Below are 14,846 nucleotides of genomic sequence, written 5' to 3'. Positions count from 1 at the left end.
GCTATCACTGCCGGGCGATCACCGAGGCCCCTTCGACGACCACCGCGAGGCAGTCGCGGAACAGGTCGTCGACGTTCCGGCCAGGCGTGAAGTACTCCGTGATCGCGCGCATCGAGACCGGGTACGCCGCCCGGTACTGCTCGAGATCGAAATCGGCGGTGTCGGGCCGGGGTGACTGCTCCTCGAGCGCGTGACCGACGGTGAATCGCTCGACCGTCAGCACGATGATGCGTGCGTCACGGAGGAGAATGCCGCGGTCGGCGAGCGTACTCATCGCGAGCTCCGACCAGGCTGCGGTCTGCCGGGAGAGCTGCGCCATCGAGACGATCCGGGCGCCGTCCGGATGGGCGAGCAGCGCGGCGCGCAGTTGAAGGGCGAAGTCGGTGAGCCACTCCTGCCACGGTTGGTCCGGCGCCGGCGGGGTCGGGTCGGGAACGATCGCCTCCGCGATGGCCGTCACCAGAGCGGCCTTGTTGGGCAGGTGCCAGTACAGCGTCGGCGCCTGCACGCCCAGGCGGGCGGCCAGCTTCCGCAGGGTGACCCCGTCGAGTCCTTCGGCGTCGAGCAGCGCGACCGCCTCGTCGACGATCTTCTTTCGGTCGAGGCTCACGCAGTGGATTCTAACAGTGTTAGAGTGCCTCTAACGGTGTTAGAGAGAGGGGTGTGTCATGAAAGCTGCTGTGTTGCACGAGGTGGGCGGCGTCCCGCGGTACGAGGAGTTCCCCGACCCGGTCCCGGCCGAGGGTGAGGTGGTGATCGAGGTGCTCGCGGCCGCGGTCGAGAACGTCGACAAGGCGGTTGCTGCCGGCAAGCATTACGCGAGCGGGAAGTATCTCGGAGAACTGCCGATGATCCCGGTCTTCGACGGGATCGGCCGGTTGCCGGACGGGACGCTGGTCGGTTTCGGCAACGTGCGTTCGCCGTACGGCGCGCTCGCGGAGAAGACCGTCGTACCGGAAGGGGCATACGCGCCGATCCCCGACGGGATCGATCCGGCCGTCGCGACCGTGTTGGCGTCGGCGATCACCGCGCTCACGATGAAGACCGCGGCTGGGCTGCAGCCGGGGGAGACGGTCCTGGTGCAAGGCGCGACGGGTGTGGCCGGGCGGCTGGCCGTCCAGGTCGCCCGGCTGCTCGGCGCCGGTCGCATCGTCGCCACCGGCCGCGACGACAGCCAACTCGCCGAGCTCGAGGCGGATGCCGTCATCAACACCGCGGTCTCCGACGAGGAGCTGCAGCAGGCGTACGCCGACGCCGGCGGGTACGACGTCGTCGCCGACTTCCTCTGGGGCCGCCCGACCCAGATCCTGCTCCGCGCCCTCACCCCCGACACCTTCGCCTTCGCCACCCCGACCCGCATCGTCCAGATCGGCGAGGTCGCCGGCCCCGACCTCGCTGTACCCGCCGCGGCCCTCCGCACCTCCGGCATCGAGCTCTACGGCGCCGCCCGCAACCTGACCCCGGAGTCGATGGGCGAGTCGTATCAGCAGGTCGTCGAGTGGACCCGCGCCGGCGACCTCACCTTCCACCTCGACCGCGTCCCCCTCACCGACATCGAATCCGCCTGGCAACGCACCAGCTCACACGGCCGCCGACTGGTCGTAATCCCTTGAAAACAAGGCGTCCTGGAGATCGCCGAGGATGGTCAGGTGTTTGGTGGCTCGGGTGATGGCTACGTAGAGGTCGGAGAGGCCTTGGGGCGAGTCGGCGACGATCGTGGACGGGTCGGCGATGATGACGGCGTCGAACTCGAGGCCTTTGGATTGAGGGACGTCGAGGAGGGCGACCTGGGCGTCGAGGACCGATGGGTCATGGGTGTGGACGACATCGGGGAGGGCGGCGGCGAAGTCGTCGTAGCGGGAGGTCGGGACGATGACAGCCACGCGTCCGTCGTCGATTGCCTCGGTCGAGGTCGTGATGGCGGCTCGGAGGGCGTCGGTGAGGTCCTCGGTGGGGACGTTGCGAATGGTCGGGGCGGTGCCCGTTCGGCGGACTGAGGTTGGTGGGGTGAGGGTTGGGTCGATGGTGGTGAGGACGTCGGCGGCTACGGCCATGATCTCCGCGGGGGTGCGGTAGTTGACCGTCAGTTCGGCGGTGCGCCAGCGGCGTGGGGCGTAGCGGTCGAGGAGGTTGGGCCAGGAGCGGACGCCGGCGGGGGAGCCGGTCTGGGCGATGTCGCCGACCAGGGTCATCGAGCGGCGGGGGCAGCGGCGCATGAGCATGCGCCAGTCCATCGCGGACAGTTCCTGGGCCTCGTCGACGATGACGTGACCGAAGACCCAGGTGCGGTCGGACGCGGCGCGTTCGGCCAGGGTGAACGGGTTGTCGATCAGTCGCGTGCGCTGGGCGATCAGATCCTTGAACTGCTCGATCTCCCAGGGCATGATCTCGATCCGCTCGGCGGTCAGCTCGATGTCGATCACGCCGTGGGCGTACTCGCGGTTGGCCTCGATCGCGGCGGCCTCTTCGGCGGCCTGACGGTTGCGTCCGGCAACGACTCCGCCGGTCTCGCCGAGCAGCTCGGCCGCCTCGTCGAGCAATGCGACATCGGACTGAGCCCAGTCAGCCGTCATCGGCCGCAGTACGGCGGCGCGCTCGGCGTCGGTGAGCTGTGGCGCGGCGGCGGCCAACCGGTCCGCCGAGGAGAACAGCACCGAGACGAGGAGCTGTGGCGTGAGCTCCGGCCAGAGCCGGTCGAGCAGGTCGAGGACGCGGTCGTCCTCGGCCAGCTCCTTCTCGATGTCCTCGATGTCGACAGCTCCGACGTACTGCCGTCCGATCCGGTCGACGATCTGGTTGGTCAGCGTCTTCAGGATCCGCCGTACGAAGAGCGGCCGGGCTCGGTTGTGCTGCGATCGCGCGGCCAGCGCGCTCTGCTGCGCCTTGCGGATCGCGCTCGGTCGGAGTACCAGTTCGTGCTGGTCGACCTTCAGCTCGATCGGAGCCGTCGGTACGACCCGGAAGCGGCTGATCGCCTCCGCGAGTACGTCGGCCATCGCAAGGTCGCCCTTGATCCGCGCGGCCTCGGTCGACTCCGGTGCGGTCGCCTCCACCCCGGGGTAGAGCGAACTGATCGTGGCCAGCACGACATCGGTCTCGCCGAGCGACGGGAGGACCTGGTCGATGTAGCGCAGGAACGTGCTGTTCGGCCCGACGACGAGTACGCCGCTGCGCCCGAGCGTCTCGCGATGCGTGTAGAGCAGGTACGCCGCGCGATGCAGCGCGACCACGGTCTTGCCGGTCCCCGGACCGCCCTGTACGACGAGGACGCCGGGCAGGCCGGCCCGGATGATCCGGTCCTGCTCGGACTGGATCGTGGCGACGATCTCGTTCATCCGGCCGGTCCGGCTCGCGGTCAGGGACGAGAGCAGCGCGGCCTCGCCGATCAACGTACTGCGTTCGCCGTCGCCCAGCGCCTCGAGATCGAGCAGGTCGTCGTCCACCCCGACGACGGTGCGGCCGTGCAGCCGGATGTGCCGACGGCGTTTGACGCCGAGCGGTTCGGCGGCCGTGGCGCTGTAGAACACCTGCGCGACCGGCGTGCGCCAGTCGACCAGGATCGGTTCGTAGTCGTCGTCGAACAGTCCGATCCGGCCGATGTGGAACTGTTCTCCGGCGGTTTCGTCGATCCGGCCGAAACACAATCCGCGTTCGACCGACGACAACTGCGAGAATCGCCCGGAAAACAGATCCGTGAACGATTCGCGTTCGGTGTAGGACTGGCCGGTGCCGGTGGTTTCCTCGATTTGGACCCGGTCGAGTTCGCTCTTGGCTCGTTCCCGCAGGATGTCCAGCCGGTCGTACATCCGGTCCACTTCTCCTTGTTCTGCGGTGATCTCGTCCGCGAGTAGCTGATCCGCCACGCTGCCCCCATTGCTCTTGCGAACCCCCGATCGCATCTGCTAATCTGTCAACAGATGCCCGAGAGGGCGTCTTTTTTATTGCCCGTACAAACACCCGACAATAGCCATTTCCTTGGCCCCGGGCAATAGCGAACGGCTTTCCTGAAACGGCCGCTTCACAGCAGGCTCACAGCCGGGCCGAAGGATGCGCTCAGCAGGCGACCCGACACTGGGATGCAGTCATCCCCGAGGAGTCGCCATGTTCGAAGCGCCGGGCCGGCGGGCTCACGCCGACGACACGGTACGCACCTGCGCGTTCGTGGTCCTGTGGCTGAGTCTGCTGCTGGTCACCTACTGGTGGGTGGCCGACGGCGGCGTCCAGGAGCTCGGCGGCTGGGCGACCGGCCTCACGTCACTCGGCCGGCTCACCGGGTTGCTCGCTGCTGTCCTGCTGCTCGCGCAGGTCGTGCTGATGGCTCGGGTGCCGCTGCTGGAGGCGGCGTACGGGCAGGACCGCCTCGCGCGGATCCACCGCCTGACCGGGTTCACGTCGTTCAACCTGATGCTGGCGCATCTCGTCACGATCACCTGGGGATACGCGGCGGGGGAGCTGGGCCGGACGCCGGCCACCCTCTGGGACCTGACGGTTGACTACCCGGGCATGTTGCTCGCGGTGGCCGGCACGGTCTGTCTGGGGATGACCGTGCTGACGAGCATCAAGGCGGCGCGGCGACGGATCCGGTACGAGTCGTGGCATCTGCTGCACCTGTACGCATACCTCGGCGTCGGACTCGCGCTACCGCACCAGCTGTGGACCGGCCAGGACTTCCTCGCCTCGACCAGCCGGACCGTTTTCTGGTGGACCGCTTGGGCGGTCGCCGCTGCCGCGATCCTGGTCTTCCGGATCGGAGTGCCGGTCGGGCGAAATGCCCGGCACCGGCTGCGAGTGACAGCCGTCGTCCGCGAGGCCGATCGGGTCGTCTCGGTGTACGTCGGGGGACGGCAGCTGGACCGGCTGCAGACCGAGGCCGGTCAGTTCTTCTCCTGGCGCTTCCTCGGCCGGCCCGGCTGGACCCGGGCCAATCCGTACTCGTTGTCGGCCGCGCCGGACGGCCGCAGTCTGCGGATCACCGTCCAGGAAGCGGGCGACGGCAGCGCGGCGCTCAGCGGCGTACGTCCGGGTACGCGCGTTCTGGTCGAAGGACCGTACGGGCGGTTGAGCGCTCGAGCCCGGACCGAACGGCGGATCGCGCTCATCGGCGCCGGGGTCGGTATCACGCCGCTGCGTGCGTTGGCCGAAGGACTCGACTACGCGCCGGGCGACGCGGTTCTCATCCAGCGGTACACCGATCACCAGCTCTTCAGGAACGAGTTCCAGGCGCTCCACCGCGATCGCGGCCTGTCGCTGCTGACGTTGCCCGGCCACCGCCGCGGCCCCGGCTCGTGGTTCGGCCCGGGGCCGGGCGACCTCGACGACCTGCAGGCGCTTCGGTACTGGATCCCGGACATCGCCGAACGCGACGTCTACCTGTGCGGACCCGATGCGTGGACGCAGTTGGTGAAGCAGACCCTCGACGCCGCCGGCCTCCCGGCCGAGCGGCTCCATCTGGAAACGTTCAAGTGGTGATCTCGTGAAACGTATCGTGCTCTGGTTCCTCGGCACGGTCTCGGCCGTCGCCCTGCTGTTCGGCTACCGCACCTCGACGTCCGGCCCGGAAGCCGCCATACCGCTTGCCACCGGCAACGGCAACGCAGCCGGCAGCCCCGCTCCCTCGACGGTGCCGTCATCAACACCGTCGACAGCGACTGGTTCTTCGACAGTCACGGGTGACGTGGCGCAGACCCAGTGGGGTCCGGTGCAGGTGCAGCTCACCGTGCAGAGCGGCAAGATCACAGCGGTCGGCGTTCCGCAGTACCCGAACGGGAACCGCCGCGACGCCGAGATCAACGAGTACGCACTGCCGATCCTGATCAAGGAGACCGTGCAGGCCCAGAGCGCCGAGATCGACATGGTCAGCGGCGCGACCGTCACCAGCGACGGCTATATCCGTTCCCTGCAAAGCGTTCTGGACCAGGTGAAATGACCACGCGGTACGTCGAGCACGTGATGGGGATGCCGATCAGCCTGGCGTTGCGCGGGCGGCACGCAGCCGACGACCGTGCGGCCGAGGCCTGGGCGACGGCTCTCGACGTACTGCGGGACGCCGACCGGATCTTCAGCACCTACCGGCCCGATTCGTACGTGTCCCGCCTCAACCGCGGCGAGCTGGCCGTTGCGGACTGTCCGCCGGAGGTCGCCGAGGTCCTCGCGCTCGGCGACCAGGCCCGGGTCGAGACCGGCGGCGCGTTCGACGTACGACGTAACGGGGCGCTGGACCCGAGCGGGGTGGTGAAGGGTTGGGCCGTCGAGCGGGCCGCGCACGCCTTCGACCGACTGCCCGGCACGGACTACTGCCTCTCGGCCGGCGGCGACCTGACCTGCCGGGTCAGCGGTCCGCACTCGGCCGACTGGCGGATCGGGATCGAGGACCCCCATGCGCCGGAGAAGGTGGTCGCCGTGGTGCCGATCCGCAACGGTGCGATCGCCACCTCCGGCCTCCACCGGCGCGGCGACCACATCACCGATGCCCGCACGGGTACGACGCCGACTGTGCTCGCGTCGGTGACGGTGGTCCATCGGTCGCTGACCCAGGCCGATATCGACGCGACCGCGGCCTTCGCGCTCGGCGCGGACGGTCTCGAGTGGATGCGGTCCCGTACCGGTCTGGTCGTCCTGGCCGACGGGAGCCGTCAGGTCTTCGGCGACAGCACCCGCTCGACGACCTCGGCGACCATCCCGCGCGGAATGGGGCGGTGGGCAACGAAGTGACGGTAGAAGAACGGGCTGGTGAGCAGGTCGGTGGTCAGTTCGGGGTCGGTGTCCGGGCCTAGTTCGCCGCGGTCGCGACCGCGGGCCAGGACGACGAGCATCGGCTCGCGGCGGCGGTTGGTCAGATCGGTGTGCAGCTTCGACAGCGCGGGATCGCGCTCGGCGGCGTCGATGAACGCGGCGAGCAGGCGGGGGAACGGCGTCCGCTCGAGCAAGGTGACGAACGCGTTCAGGATCTCAGCGACATCGGAGACCACGGACCCCGTGTCCGGCGTCGGGAACGGGCGGAAGGTCGCATCCATCGCGTCGACCAGCAGCGCACCGGTGGTCGGCCAGCGCCGGTACAGCGTGGCCTTGCTCGCGCCGGCCCGCCGGGCGACGGCCTCCATCGTGAAGCCGGCCAGCCCCGCCTCGTCGAGCACGCCGAGTGCGGCCGTGAGCATCCGCTGCCGGGCACCGTCTCCACGCGAGACCATTGATCCACCTCCATCGAAACGCTATCGTACCGTTAGCGTAAGAGTACGGCACCGTTTCGATAGAAGGTGATCCCGATGAGGACCGGGACGTACTGGGCAGTGACCGCAGTCGTCGTGGGGGAGTGCGCCGTGGGCGGCGCGATGGACCTGCTCCGGCTGCCGCCGTTCTACCCGATGATGATCGACCTCGGATATCCGAGTTATCTCGCGACGATCCTCGGTCTCGCCAAGCTGGCAGCCGCGGTCGTCCTGCTGGCGCCACGCCTGCCGCGGCTGAAGGAGTGGGCGTACGCCGGTGTCCTGATCAACATGACCGGCGCCGCCGCCTCGAACGCGGCCGAGCACTTGTACTCCGGGATGGTCGCCCCCGCCGCGTTCGCAGTACTCGCGCTCGCGTCGTGGGCGACCAGACCCCGGAGCAGGAAGCTCCTACCGGCCGTCAGTCACCCAGCGAGATGATGCCCGCCTCGACAGGCCCGGAGTTGCCGTACTGCGCTCCCGTGATGACGAAGACCAGGCCACGATTCTGCGGGGCCCCGGGGCCTTCCAACGGGATCGTGAACCGGCTGTAGCCGGCCGGCATCGGTGACGAGAGCCGCGTCCATGCCCCGGGGTTGCCGAGGTCGCGGTTGATGAAGAAGTCCTGATCGTCGTTGCCCGTGACGATGATCGTTCCGTTCACGCCTCCCGACTGCGACCAGCTGACGACGGGGGCCCCGTTCGGAGCGGCGCCGTTCTGGTCCAGGAGCGGGATGTCCGGCGAGAATCGGAACGACTCCGGGTCCTTCGCGATCCGGTAGTGCACGTGGTACGTGTAGTTGTTCTGATCGGGATTGGTCGGGTCGTCGGGCTCCCCGAATTCGTAGGTCATGATCCACAGGTCGCCCTTCAGCCGTGCCACCGTGGTCATACCGGGCCGCTCGGCGTAGGCCGTTCCGGTCGCGTCGTCGACGACCGGACCCCACGTGACCAGGTCCGTGCTGGTCTGGTGCGCGAGCTTCTGGCCGAAGTTGGGATCCCGCTGGTCGGAGTAGTAGCAGATCAGGTTGTCGTTGTGGAGCAGCAGGAACGGCTCCCACACCGGCGTCGCGCCGTTCGTCGTGTTCGCCGGTCCACCCTGGGCCACCGTGCTGAGGAACTGCCACGTGAGGCCGCCGTCCGTACTGGCGTAGAGCTGGATGTTCGTACTGCCGAAGTTCTTCCCGAGCCAGTTGCACGCGAAAAGAAGCGCGCCCTTGGGAAGACCGGCGAACGCGCGGGGCAGCTCATAGAGGAACGGCTGCAGATACACCCCGGACGCCGTGGAGGCGTCGGGTACGCTGCTCTGTTTTGCCCACGTGCGGCCGTCGTCATCACTGCGATACAGCGGGAACCCCGGCCCGCCACCGCCTTGGTAGGTCGCGAGCAGGGTCCGTGACTTACCCGGCGCCGTGGTGCTGAGCCGGACAGCGCGCGCGTAGGACGTGCGCCCGCCTTGACCAGCCACGACGACAGGTCCGAACGGAACCTCCCCACCGGGTTTGCCGGCACCACCCGCCGGGCCTGGGTCCGCGAATGCCGGTCCCGCAGTGCCGAAGGCCAAGCCGGCCGCTGCTGCTGCGCCTGCGCCGAGAAGCGCTCGGCGGGACATCTGCGGCGTCAGATTGGTCGAACTACTCACGGGTGCATTGCGATACTTCACATTGTCCTCCCTGTTGAGTTGTTGAAGCGCCCCGCCAGGCAGATCGCTGCGCATGGCTCGGAAGAGGGCGCACGACGGTGCCTGACCGCGCGCTCGTCGCGGTCAGGCCCGGAAGTGGACGGGTGTGATGCCGGCTAGCGGCTGAAGCCTGCGGTCAGGCCGGAGAGGAGTTGGCGGCGGCTGACGGCGTACAGGATGACGATCGGGAGCGTGGTGAGGACGACCGAGGCGAGGACCGCCGGGACGTTCACGCTGTACTGGCCCTGGAAGGTCCACAGTGCCAACGGCAGCGTCCGCTTGTCCGGGCTCTGGGTCAGGATCAGCGGCAGCAGGAATCCGTTCCAGACGGCCAGACCGTTGTAGATGCTCACGGTCACGAGCGCCGGCCGGGTCAGCGGGAACGCGAGTGTGCGCAGCATGCCCCACTCGGTCGCGCCGTCCACCCGCATCGACTCGAACAACTCCTTCGGTACGTCGCGGATGAAGTTCGACAGCACCAGCACCGACAGCGGGATCGAGAACGCGACCGACGGCAGGATCAGCGCGAGCAGGCTGTCGTACAGATGCATCTTGATGATCAGCAGGTAGACCGGGATGATCGTCGCCTGCAGCGGGATCGCCAGCCCCATCAGGAACAGACCGTTGACCCCGGCAAGGAACCTGCTGCCGGCCCCGCGGATGATCGCGTACGCCGCCATGAACGAGATCCCGACCGCGGGGACGATCGTGCCGATCGTGACGATCACGCTGTTGATGAAGTACCGCGGAAAGTCGGACTCGATGACCAGCCTGTAGTTCTCCGACGTCGGTGCGGACGGCAGGGCGAACGGGTTCTGCGTGAAGTAGTCGCTCTGGTCCTTGAAGCTGGTGACCACGATCCAGTACAGCGGGATCACCACGATCGCGAGCCAGATCCAGCCGGCCAGGCCGCCGAACCAGTTCAGCTGGAGCAGCTTGTGTGCGCGCACCGGTCCGCCGCGGGCGCGGCGGGTCGGCGTACTCGAGGTGGTTGCGATCGCCATCTCAGGCACCTTCCTGCTGGCTGGCCGTCGTACTGCCGCCGAGCCGCCGCAGCAGCAGTGCGAGCGCCAGGCCGAGCAGCACGATGATGGACGCGATCACGCTGGCGGGACCCATCTGGTTGGACATGAAGCCGCGCTTGTACATGTCGAGCGCGAGGACCCGGGTGGCGTCACCGGGGCCGCCCGCGGTCAGCACGAAGATCAGGTCGAAGAAGGTCAGCGATCCGACCACCATCAGGGTCGACGACGTGATGATCGTGTACTTCAGTTGCGGCACGGTGATGCTGAAGAACTGGCGGATCCGGCCGGCGCCGTCGATCGAGGCGGCCTCGTACATCGTGGTCGGGATCTGCCGTACGCCGCCTTGGTAGATCAGCGAGTGGAAGGGGATGAACTGCCAGGACACGATGAAGATCACCACGGCGATGGCGAGGTTGCTCTTGCCGAGCCAGTCCTGGGTGAGGAAGTCGATGTGCAGGCCCGCGCCGAGGCCGAAGTTCGGATCGAGCAGGGCCTTGTACGTGATCGCGATCGCGGCCGAGCTGAGCAGCAGCGGGATGAAGTACAGCACGGCCAGGAACGCGCGGTACCGCTGCCGGCCGGCCAGGAACGTGCCGAGCAGCAGGCTCATCGGGGTCTGCACGGCCCAGGACAGGATCATGATCTCGAAGGTCACCAAGACGCTGTGCCAGGTCTGCGGATCGGACAGCACCGTGCGCCAGTTCGCGAGCCCGTTCGCGTGGATCGGGCCGAGGCCGTCCCACTGGGTGAAGCTCAGCACGACCACGCCGACCAGCGGCACGACCCCGAACACGACGAACAGCACCAGCGCGGGCAGCACCATCCAGGCGACCGGACCGCTCCGCCCGACGCTGGACCCCCCGGCGCCGGACGAGACATTGCGGCCGGTCGCCGGGACGACGGGCGGAGCGGTCACGGTCATGGAGTCTCCTGGCCTTCGATGTTCAACAGGTTCACTGGCCGATCACCGCGTTCATGTTGTCGGCGAACTGCTGCGGCGAGATGGACAGCTGGAACAGCTTGGCGATGTTGTCGAGCAGGGTCTCGGCCTGGGTCGGGCTGAGGGCCTGGTCCCACGACTGCGCGAAGTTCTTCGCGTTGGCCGCCGTGTCGTAGACGAAGTTCAGCCACTCGGAGTCGTTCTTGTCGGTGATCGACGAGAGCTTGTCCTTCGCGCTCTTCACCACCGGGATGTTGCCGGACTTCACCCAGGCGTCGACCGTGGCGTCGTCGAGGGTGTTGTTCGCGATGAACTTCTTCGCGGTGTCCTTGTCGCCCGAGCTCGCCTTGGAGGAGATCGACATGTACTGACCCGGGTTGCCGACGGTGTCGCTCGGGTCGCCCTTGCCGCCGTCGACCGGCGGGAAGTTCATGTAGCCGAGGTGGCCGCCGGTGACGAAGTCCTTGCCGGACGACTTCATGTTGCCGTAGGTCCACGCGCCGTGCAGCATCATCGCGGCCTTGCCGGTGTAGAGCAGCGCCTGGTCGGCGTTGGAGTCGGCGGTGATGGACGAGAAGCCCTTGATGAAGCCGTTCGCCTTGATCAGCTTCTGCATCTCGTCGAGCGCCTTCAGTGCCGACGGGTCGGACCAGCCGTCCTTCTTGCCGTCGTAGATGTTCTGGAAGACCTCACTGCCGCCGATCCGGTCGAACAGGAACTCCAGCCACATCATGTTGGTCCAGCGCGACTGGCCGCCGAGCGAGAACGGCGCGATGCCCTTCTCGTTGAACTTCGGCACCAGGTCCATGATGTCGCCCCACGACTGCGGGGGCTGGGCGCCGATCTTCTCGAACGAGCGCTTGTCGTAGAACAGCACGATCGGCGTGACCGTCTCGCCAGGTACGGCGTAGAGCTTGCCGTTGACGGTCGCCGCCGTGAAGGCGGACGGGAAGATCGAGTTCTTCAGGTCGGTCTGCCCGTTGAACCAGTCGGTCAGGTCCTCGACCTGGCCGGCCTCGACGTAGGCCTTCAGGCCGCCGCCGCCCCAGCCCCAGATCAGCGTCGGGCCCTGGCCGGCGCCGATCGCGGTCTTGATCTTCGCCTTGAAGGCGTCGTTCTGGAACTCGGTGGTCTTGATCTTCGTGTTGGGGTTCGCGTCGTTGAACCGCTTGACCTGCGCCTCCCGGATCGCCTGCTGCGGCTGTCCGGTGAGGAACCAGTACGTCGTGCCGCTGCCGGCCGCCGCTCCGGTGGTGGAACCGGGCGTGCTGCTCGGGCCGGAACTGCCGCAGGCCGCGAGGCCGGCCGCCAGCGCGCCGCCGCCGACCATGCCTAAGAAGGTACGACGGGATGTCGTCATCGGATCCACTGTGATCTCCGTACTCCGTGCTGCCCCCACAGGTTGCGGAAGGCACCTGTCGATATGACTTGTTTTCGAAACATAGATTTCGGAGATAGTGCTGTCAAGACTTGAACTAAGGGCACTTTGGGGTCACAGTGAGGTCACGTAAACGCCTGCTGTCACAGGTGATTCACAGACCCGGGGCGGATCGCCGGGGTCGACCGGGGAGCTTCGAAAACTTTTCGATAATTGCTCACCGAAATGAATGATCATCAAGGGAGATTTTCTTGTCCATGTCGACTGACCGGCCGTGGCGCGACCCGGCGCTTCCGGCCGCCGAGCGGGTCGGCCTGCTGTTGCGGGCGATGACGTTGGAGGAGAAGGTCGCGCAGCTGGGCAGTCGCTGGGCCGGTAACGACATGGCCGACAGCGAGGTGTCCGAGGACGGGGCGATGAACGTCGCGCCGATGGAGGACGTCTTCTCGGCCGGCGGGTCGTCGTCGCTGGATGACGCGAGTCGCGACGGTCTCGGCCACCTCACCCGGGTCTGGGGCAGCTACCCGCTGTCGGTGGAGCAGGGCGTCGCCGAGGTGATCCGGCAACACGAGGTCGTGCTGAAGAACTCACGGCTCGGCATCCCCGCGCTGGTCCACGAGGAGTGCCTCACCGGCTTCACGACGTACGGCGCGACCGTCTACCCGGCGTCGATCGCCTGGGGTGCGACGTTCGACCCGTCGCTGGTCGAGCGGATGGCGGCCGCGATCGGGCGGGACATGGCGGCGGTCGGAGTACATCAAGGACTCTCCCCGGTGCTCGACGTCGTCCGTGACTATCGCTGGGGTCGGGTCGAGGAGACGATCGGCGAAGACCCTTACCTGGTGGCGATCCTGGGCTCGGCGTACGTGCGCGGTCTGCAGAGTGCCGGCGTCATCGCGACGCTGAAGCACTTCGCCGGGTACTCCGCGTCGCGTGCCGGACGGAACCACGGCCCGGTGTCGATGGGCCGGCGTGAGCTGCTCGACATCATCCTGCCGACGTTCGAGACCGCGATCGCGACGGCCTCCGCCGGCTCGGTGATGAGTTCGTACGCCGACGTCGACGGACTGCCCGCGAGTGCGGATCCGTGGTTGTTCACCGACGTACTGCGGCAGGAGTGGGGCTTCGGCGGGACCGTGGTCTCGGACTACTGGGCGGTGCCGTTCCTCTCCTCGATGCATCGGGTCGCGGCGGACGACGCGGACGCCGGCGCGTTGGCGCTGACGTCCGGGACCGATGTCGAACTGCCGGACACGATCGGGTTCGCCGGGCTGGTGGACAAGGTGAGGTCGGGCGAGGTGTCCGAGGAGCTGGTCGACCGCGCGGCACGGAGGTTGCTGCTGCAGAAGGTCGAGCTGGGCCTGCTCGACGAGGACTGGACGGCCGAGGGGTCGGTGCGGACCGACGTCGAGCTCGACTCCGCGGAGAACCGGGCGATCGCTGCCGAGCTGGCGGAGAAGTCCGTCGTACTGCTGGACGCGGGAACAGCTCTGCCCCTCACCAACCTGAGCAAGCTCGCCGTTGTCGGGCCGGTCGCGCACGATCCGCGCACGTTGATGGGCTGCTACGCGTTCCCGAACCATGTGCTTCCGCGGTACCCCGAGCGCGGGCTGGGCATCGACATCGCTACCCCGCTGGATGCCTTGCGCAACGAACTGCGCGGCGTCGAGGTGTCGTACGCCAAGGGTTGTGACGTCATGGGCGACGATCGCTCCGGATTCGACGAGGCTGTTGCGGCAGCCCGGGACTGTGATGCGGTGGTGGCCTTCGTCGGCGACCTGTCCGGGTTGTTCGGGCACGGGACGTCCGGTGAAGGATGCGATGCCGAGGATCTGCGGCTGCCGGGCGTGCAGGGTGAGCTGCTCGAGGCGGTGCTCGATGCCGGGAAGCCCGTGGTGCTGGTGGTGGTCTCGGGGCGGCCGTATGCGCTGGGTGAGTTCGCGGAGCGGCTCGCCGGCCTCGTGCAGGCATTCATCCCGGGGCAGGAAGGTGCTGCCGCGATCGCCGGTGTCCTGAGTGGGCGGATCGTGCCCAGCGGGAAGCTGCCGGTGCAGATCCCGCGGCATGTCGGCGGGCAGCCCGGCACGTACCTGCAGCCGGCGCTCGGCAGTGTCGAGAGTGCCGGGATCAGCGGGCTCGAGGTCCGCCCGTTGTACCCGTTCGGCTACGGGGCGTCGTACACGACCTTCACGATCGCCGATCTCCGGTTGAGCGCGCCGGAGATCGGCAGCAACGACGAGTTCACCGCGACGGTGCGGGTGCGGAACACCGGCGATCGCGCCGGCGACGAGGTCGTGCAGTTGTACCTGCGTGACGTCGTCGCCCGGGTCGCCCGGCCGTTGAAGCTGCTGACCGGGTTCGCGCGGGTGTCGCTCGAGCCGGGTCAGGCGGTCGACGTCACCTTCCACGTGCACGCCGATCGGACGGCGTACACAGGTCCGGACCTGCGGCGGATCGTGGAGCCCGGGGAGTTCGAAGTGATGGTGGGCACGTCGTCGATGGACCTGCCGTGTCGCGCCATGCTCCGGATGACCGAGGATGTGAGGGTGGTCGGACACGACCGCGTACTGACGACACCGGTCACGATCACCGGCGAGGATCCAGGAGGAGGGTGACC

The 14,846-nt window shown here is 67.9% G+C and carries 13 protein-coding genes; 6 read left to right on the top strand and 7 right to left on the bottom strand.

Annotated elements, in window-relative coordinates; translation table 11 throughout:
- Window positions 1-4: 4 nt before the first annotated feature.
- Window positions 5-610 carry a TetR/AcrR family transcriptional regulator C-terminal domain-containing protein gene (locus OHA10_RS34865; RefSeq protein WP_371403042.1) on the bottom strand — a complete coding sequence of 202 codons (606 nt, stop codon included), beginning with the start codon at window positions 608-610 and terminating at the stop codon, window positions 5-7.
- Between the two features lie 58 nt (window positions 611-668).
- On the opposite strand from OHA10_RS34865, the gene OHA10_RS34860 reads away from it, so the two are divergent.
- Window positions 669-1,613, top strand: coding sequence for a zinc-binding alcohol dehydrogenase family protein (locus OHA10_RS34860; RefSeq protein WP_371403041.1), 945 nt, complete (start codon window positions 669-671; stop codon window positions 1,611-1,613).
- On the opposite strand, the gene OHA10_RS34855 is transcribed toward OHA10_RS34860, so the two are convergent.
- The gene (locus tag OHA10_RS34855) at window positions 1,581-3,863 is read right to left on the bottom strand and encodes an AAA family ATPase (RefSeq protein ID WP_371403040.1); all 2,283 of its coding nucleotides are present in this window, start codon (window positions 3,861-3,863) and stop codon (window positions 1,581-1,583) included. The genes OHA10_RS34860 and OHA10_RS34855 overlap by 33 nt on opposite strands.
- Before the next feature lie 238 nt (window positions 3,864-4,101).
- Here OHA10_RS34855 and OHA10_RS34850 point away from each other — a divergent pair, with 238 nt between their 5' ends.
- Genes OHA10_RS34850 through OHA10_RS34840 form a run of 3 tightly spaced genes read left to right on the top strand, consistent with a single transcriptional unit; the run spans window position 4,102 to window position 6,711 of the window.
- On the top strand, window positions 4,102-5,469 hold the full coding sequence (locus OHA10_RS34850) for a ferric reductase-like transmembrane domain-containing protein (RefSeq protein ID WP_371403039.1): 1,368 nt from the start codon (window positions 4,102-4,104) through the stop codon (window positions 5,467-5,469).
- Between the two features lie 4 nt (window positions 5,470-5,473).
- Window positions 5,474-5,926: an FMN-binding protein gene (locus OHA10_RS34845; protein WP_371403038.1), complete on the top strand. Its 453-nt coding sequence runs from the start codon at window positions 5,474-5,476 to the stop codon at window positions 5,924-5,926.
- Entirely contained in the window at window positions 5,923-6,711 is a 789-nt protein-coding gene (locus OHA10_RS34840) for an FAD:protein FMN transferase (protein WP_371403037.1), read from the top strand. The genes OHA10_RS34845 and OHA10_RS34840 overlap by 4 nt, the downstream gene beginning before the upstream one ends.
- Here OHA10_RS34840 and OHA10_RS34835 read toward each other — a convergent pair.
- On the bottom strand, window positions 6,633-7,187 hold the full coding sequence (locus tag OHA10_RS34835; RefSeq protein ID WP_371403036.1) for a TetR/AcrR family transcriptional regulator: 555 nt from the start codon (window positions 7,185-7,187) through the stop codon (window positions 6,633-6,635). The two genes, OHA10_RS34840 and OHA10_RS34835, sit on opposite strands and share 79 nt — an antisense overlap.
- A 75-nt stretch (window positions 7,188-7,262) precedes the next feature.
- Here OHA10_RS34835 and OHA10_RS34830 point away from each other — a divergent pair, with 75 nt between their 5' ends.
- Entirely contained in the window at window positions 7,263-7,646 is a 384-nt protein-coding gene (locus OHA10_RS34830) for a DoxX family protein (protein WP_371403035.1), read from the top strand.
- On the opposite strand, the gene OHA10_RS34825 is transcribed toward OHA10_RS34830, so the two are convergent.
- The 4 genes from OHA10_RS34825 to OHA10_RS34810 form a co-directional block, all read right to left on the bottom strand.
- Entirely contained in the window at window positions 7,627-8,847 is a 1,221-nt protein-coding gene (locus OHA10_RS34825; RefSeq protein WP_371403034.1) for a sialidase family protein, read from the bottom strand. The genes OHA10_RS34830 and OHA10_RS34825 overlap by 20 nt on opposite strands.
- A gap of 155 nt (window positions 8,848-9,002) precedes the next feature.
- Entirely contained in the window at window positions 9,003-9,890 is an 888-nt protein-coding gene (locus OHA10_RS34820) for a carbohydrate ABC transporter permease (RefSeq protein WP_371403033.1), read from the bottom strand.
- A 1-nt stretch (window position 9,891) separates the two neighbouring features.
- On the bottom strand, window positions 9,892-10,833 hold the full coding sequence (locus OHA10_RS34815; protein ID WP_371403032.1) for a carbohydrate ABC transporter permease: 942 nt from the start codon (window positions 10,831-10,833) through the stop codon (window positions 9,892-9,894).
- Window positions 10,834-10,864: 31 nt separating this feature from the next.
- Window positions 10,865-12,211 carry an extracellular solute-binding protein gene (locus OHA10_RS34810; RefSeq protein ID WP_371403031.1) on the bottom strand — a complete coding sequence of 449 codons (1,347 nt, stop codon included), beginning with the start codon at window positions 12,209-12,211 and terminating at the stop codon, window positions 10,865-10,867.
- Between the two features lie 275 nt (window positions 12,212-12,486).
- On the opposite strand from OHA10_RS34810, the gene OHA10_RS34805 reads away from it, so the two are divergent.
- Window positions 12,487-14,844, top strand: coding sequence for a glycoside hydrolase family 3 N-terminal domain-containing protein (locus OHA10_RS34805; RefSeq protein ID WP_371403030.1), 2,358 nt, complete (start codon window positions 12,487-12,489; stop codon window positions 14,842-14,844).
- The last annotated feature ends 2 nt before the right edge of the window (window positions 14,845-14,846 follow it).

Source organism: Kribbella sp. NBC_00662 (assembly GCF_041430295.1).
Taxonomy (GTDB): domain Bacteria; phylum Actinomycetota; class Actinomycetes; order Propionibacteriales; family Kribbellaceae; genus Kribbella.
The sequence above is the reverse complement of the archived record's forward strand: the minus strand, read 5'-3'. Positions and strand labels throughout refer to the sequence as shown.

Bases quoted from the DNA above. Each gene is read 5' to 3' on its own strand.
- OHA10_RS34860 (WP_371403041.1), top strand. From the start codon at position 669: ATGAAAGCTGCTGTGTTGCACGAGGTGGGCGGCGTCCCGCGGTACGAG.
- OHA10_RS34850 (WP_371403039.1), top strand. From the start codon at position 4,102: ATGTTCGAAGCGCCGGGCCGGCGGGCTCACGCCGACGACACGGTACGC.
- OHA10_RS34840 (WP_371403037.1), top strand. From the start codon at position 5,923: ATGACCACGCGGTACGTCGAGCACGTGATGGGGATGCCGATCAGCCTG.
- OHA10_RS34835 (WP_371403036.1), bottom strand. From the start codon at position 7,187: ATGGTCTCGCGTGGAGACGGTGCCCGGCAGCGGATGCTCACGGCCGCA.
- OHA10_RS34830 (WP_371403035.1), top strand. From the start codon at position 7,263: ATGAGGACCGGGACGTACTGGGCAGTGACCGCAGTCGTCGTGGGGGAG.
- OHA10_RS34820 (WP_371403033.1), bottom strand. From the start codon at position 9,890: ATGGCGATCGCAACCACCTCGAGTACGCCGACCCGCCGCGCCCGCGGC.
- OHA10_RS34815 (WP_371403032.1), bottom strand. From the start codon at position 10,833: ATGACCGTGACCGCTCCGCCCGTCGTCCCGGCGACCGGCCGCAATGTC.
- OHA10_RS34810 (WP_371403031.1), bottom strand. From the start codon at position 12,211: ATGACGACATCCCGTCGTACCTTCTTAGGCATGGTCGGCGGCGGCGCG.
- OHA10_RS34805 (WP_371403030.1), top strand. From the start codon at position 12,487: ATGTCGACTGACCGGCCGTGGCGCGACCCGGCGCTTCCGGCCGCCGAG.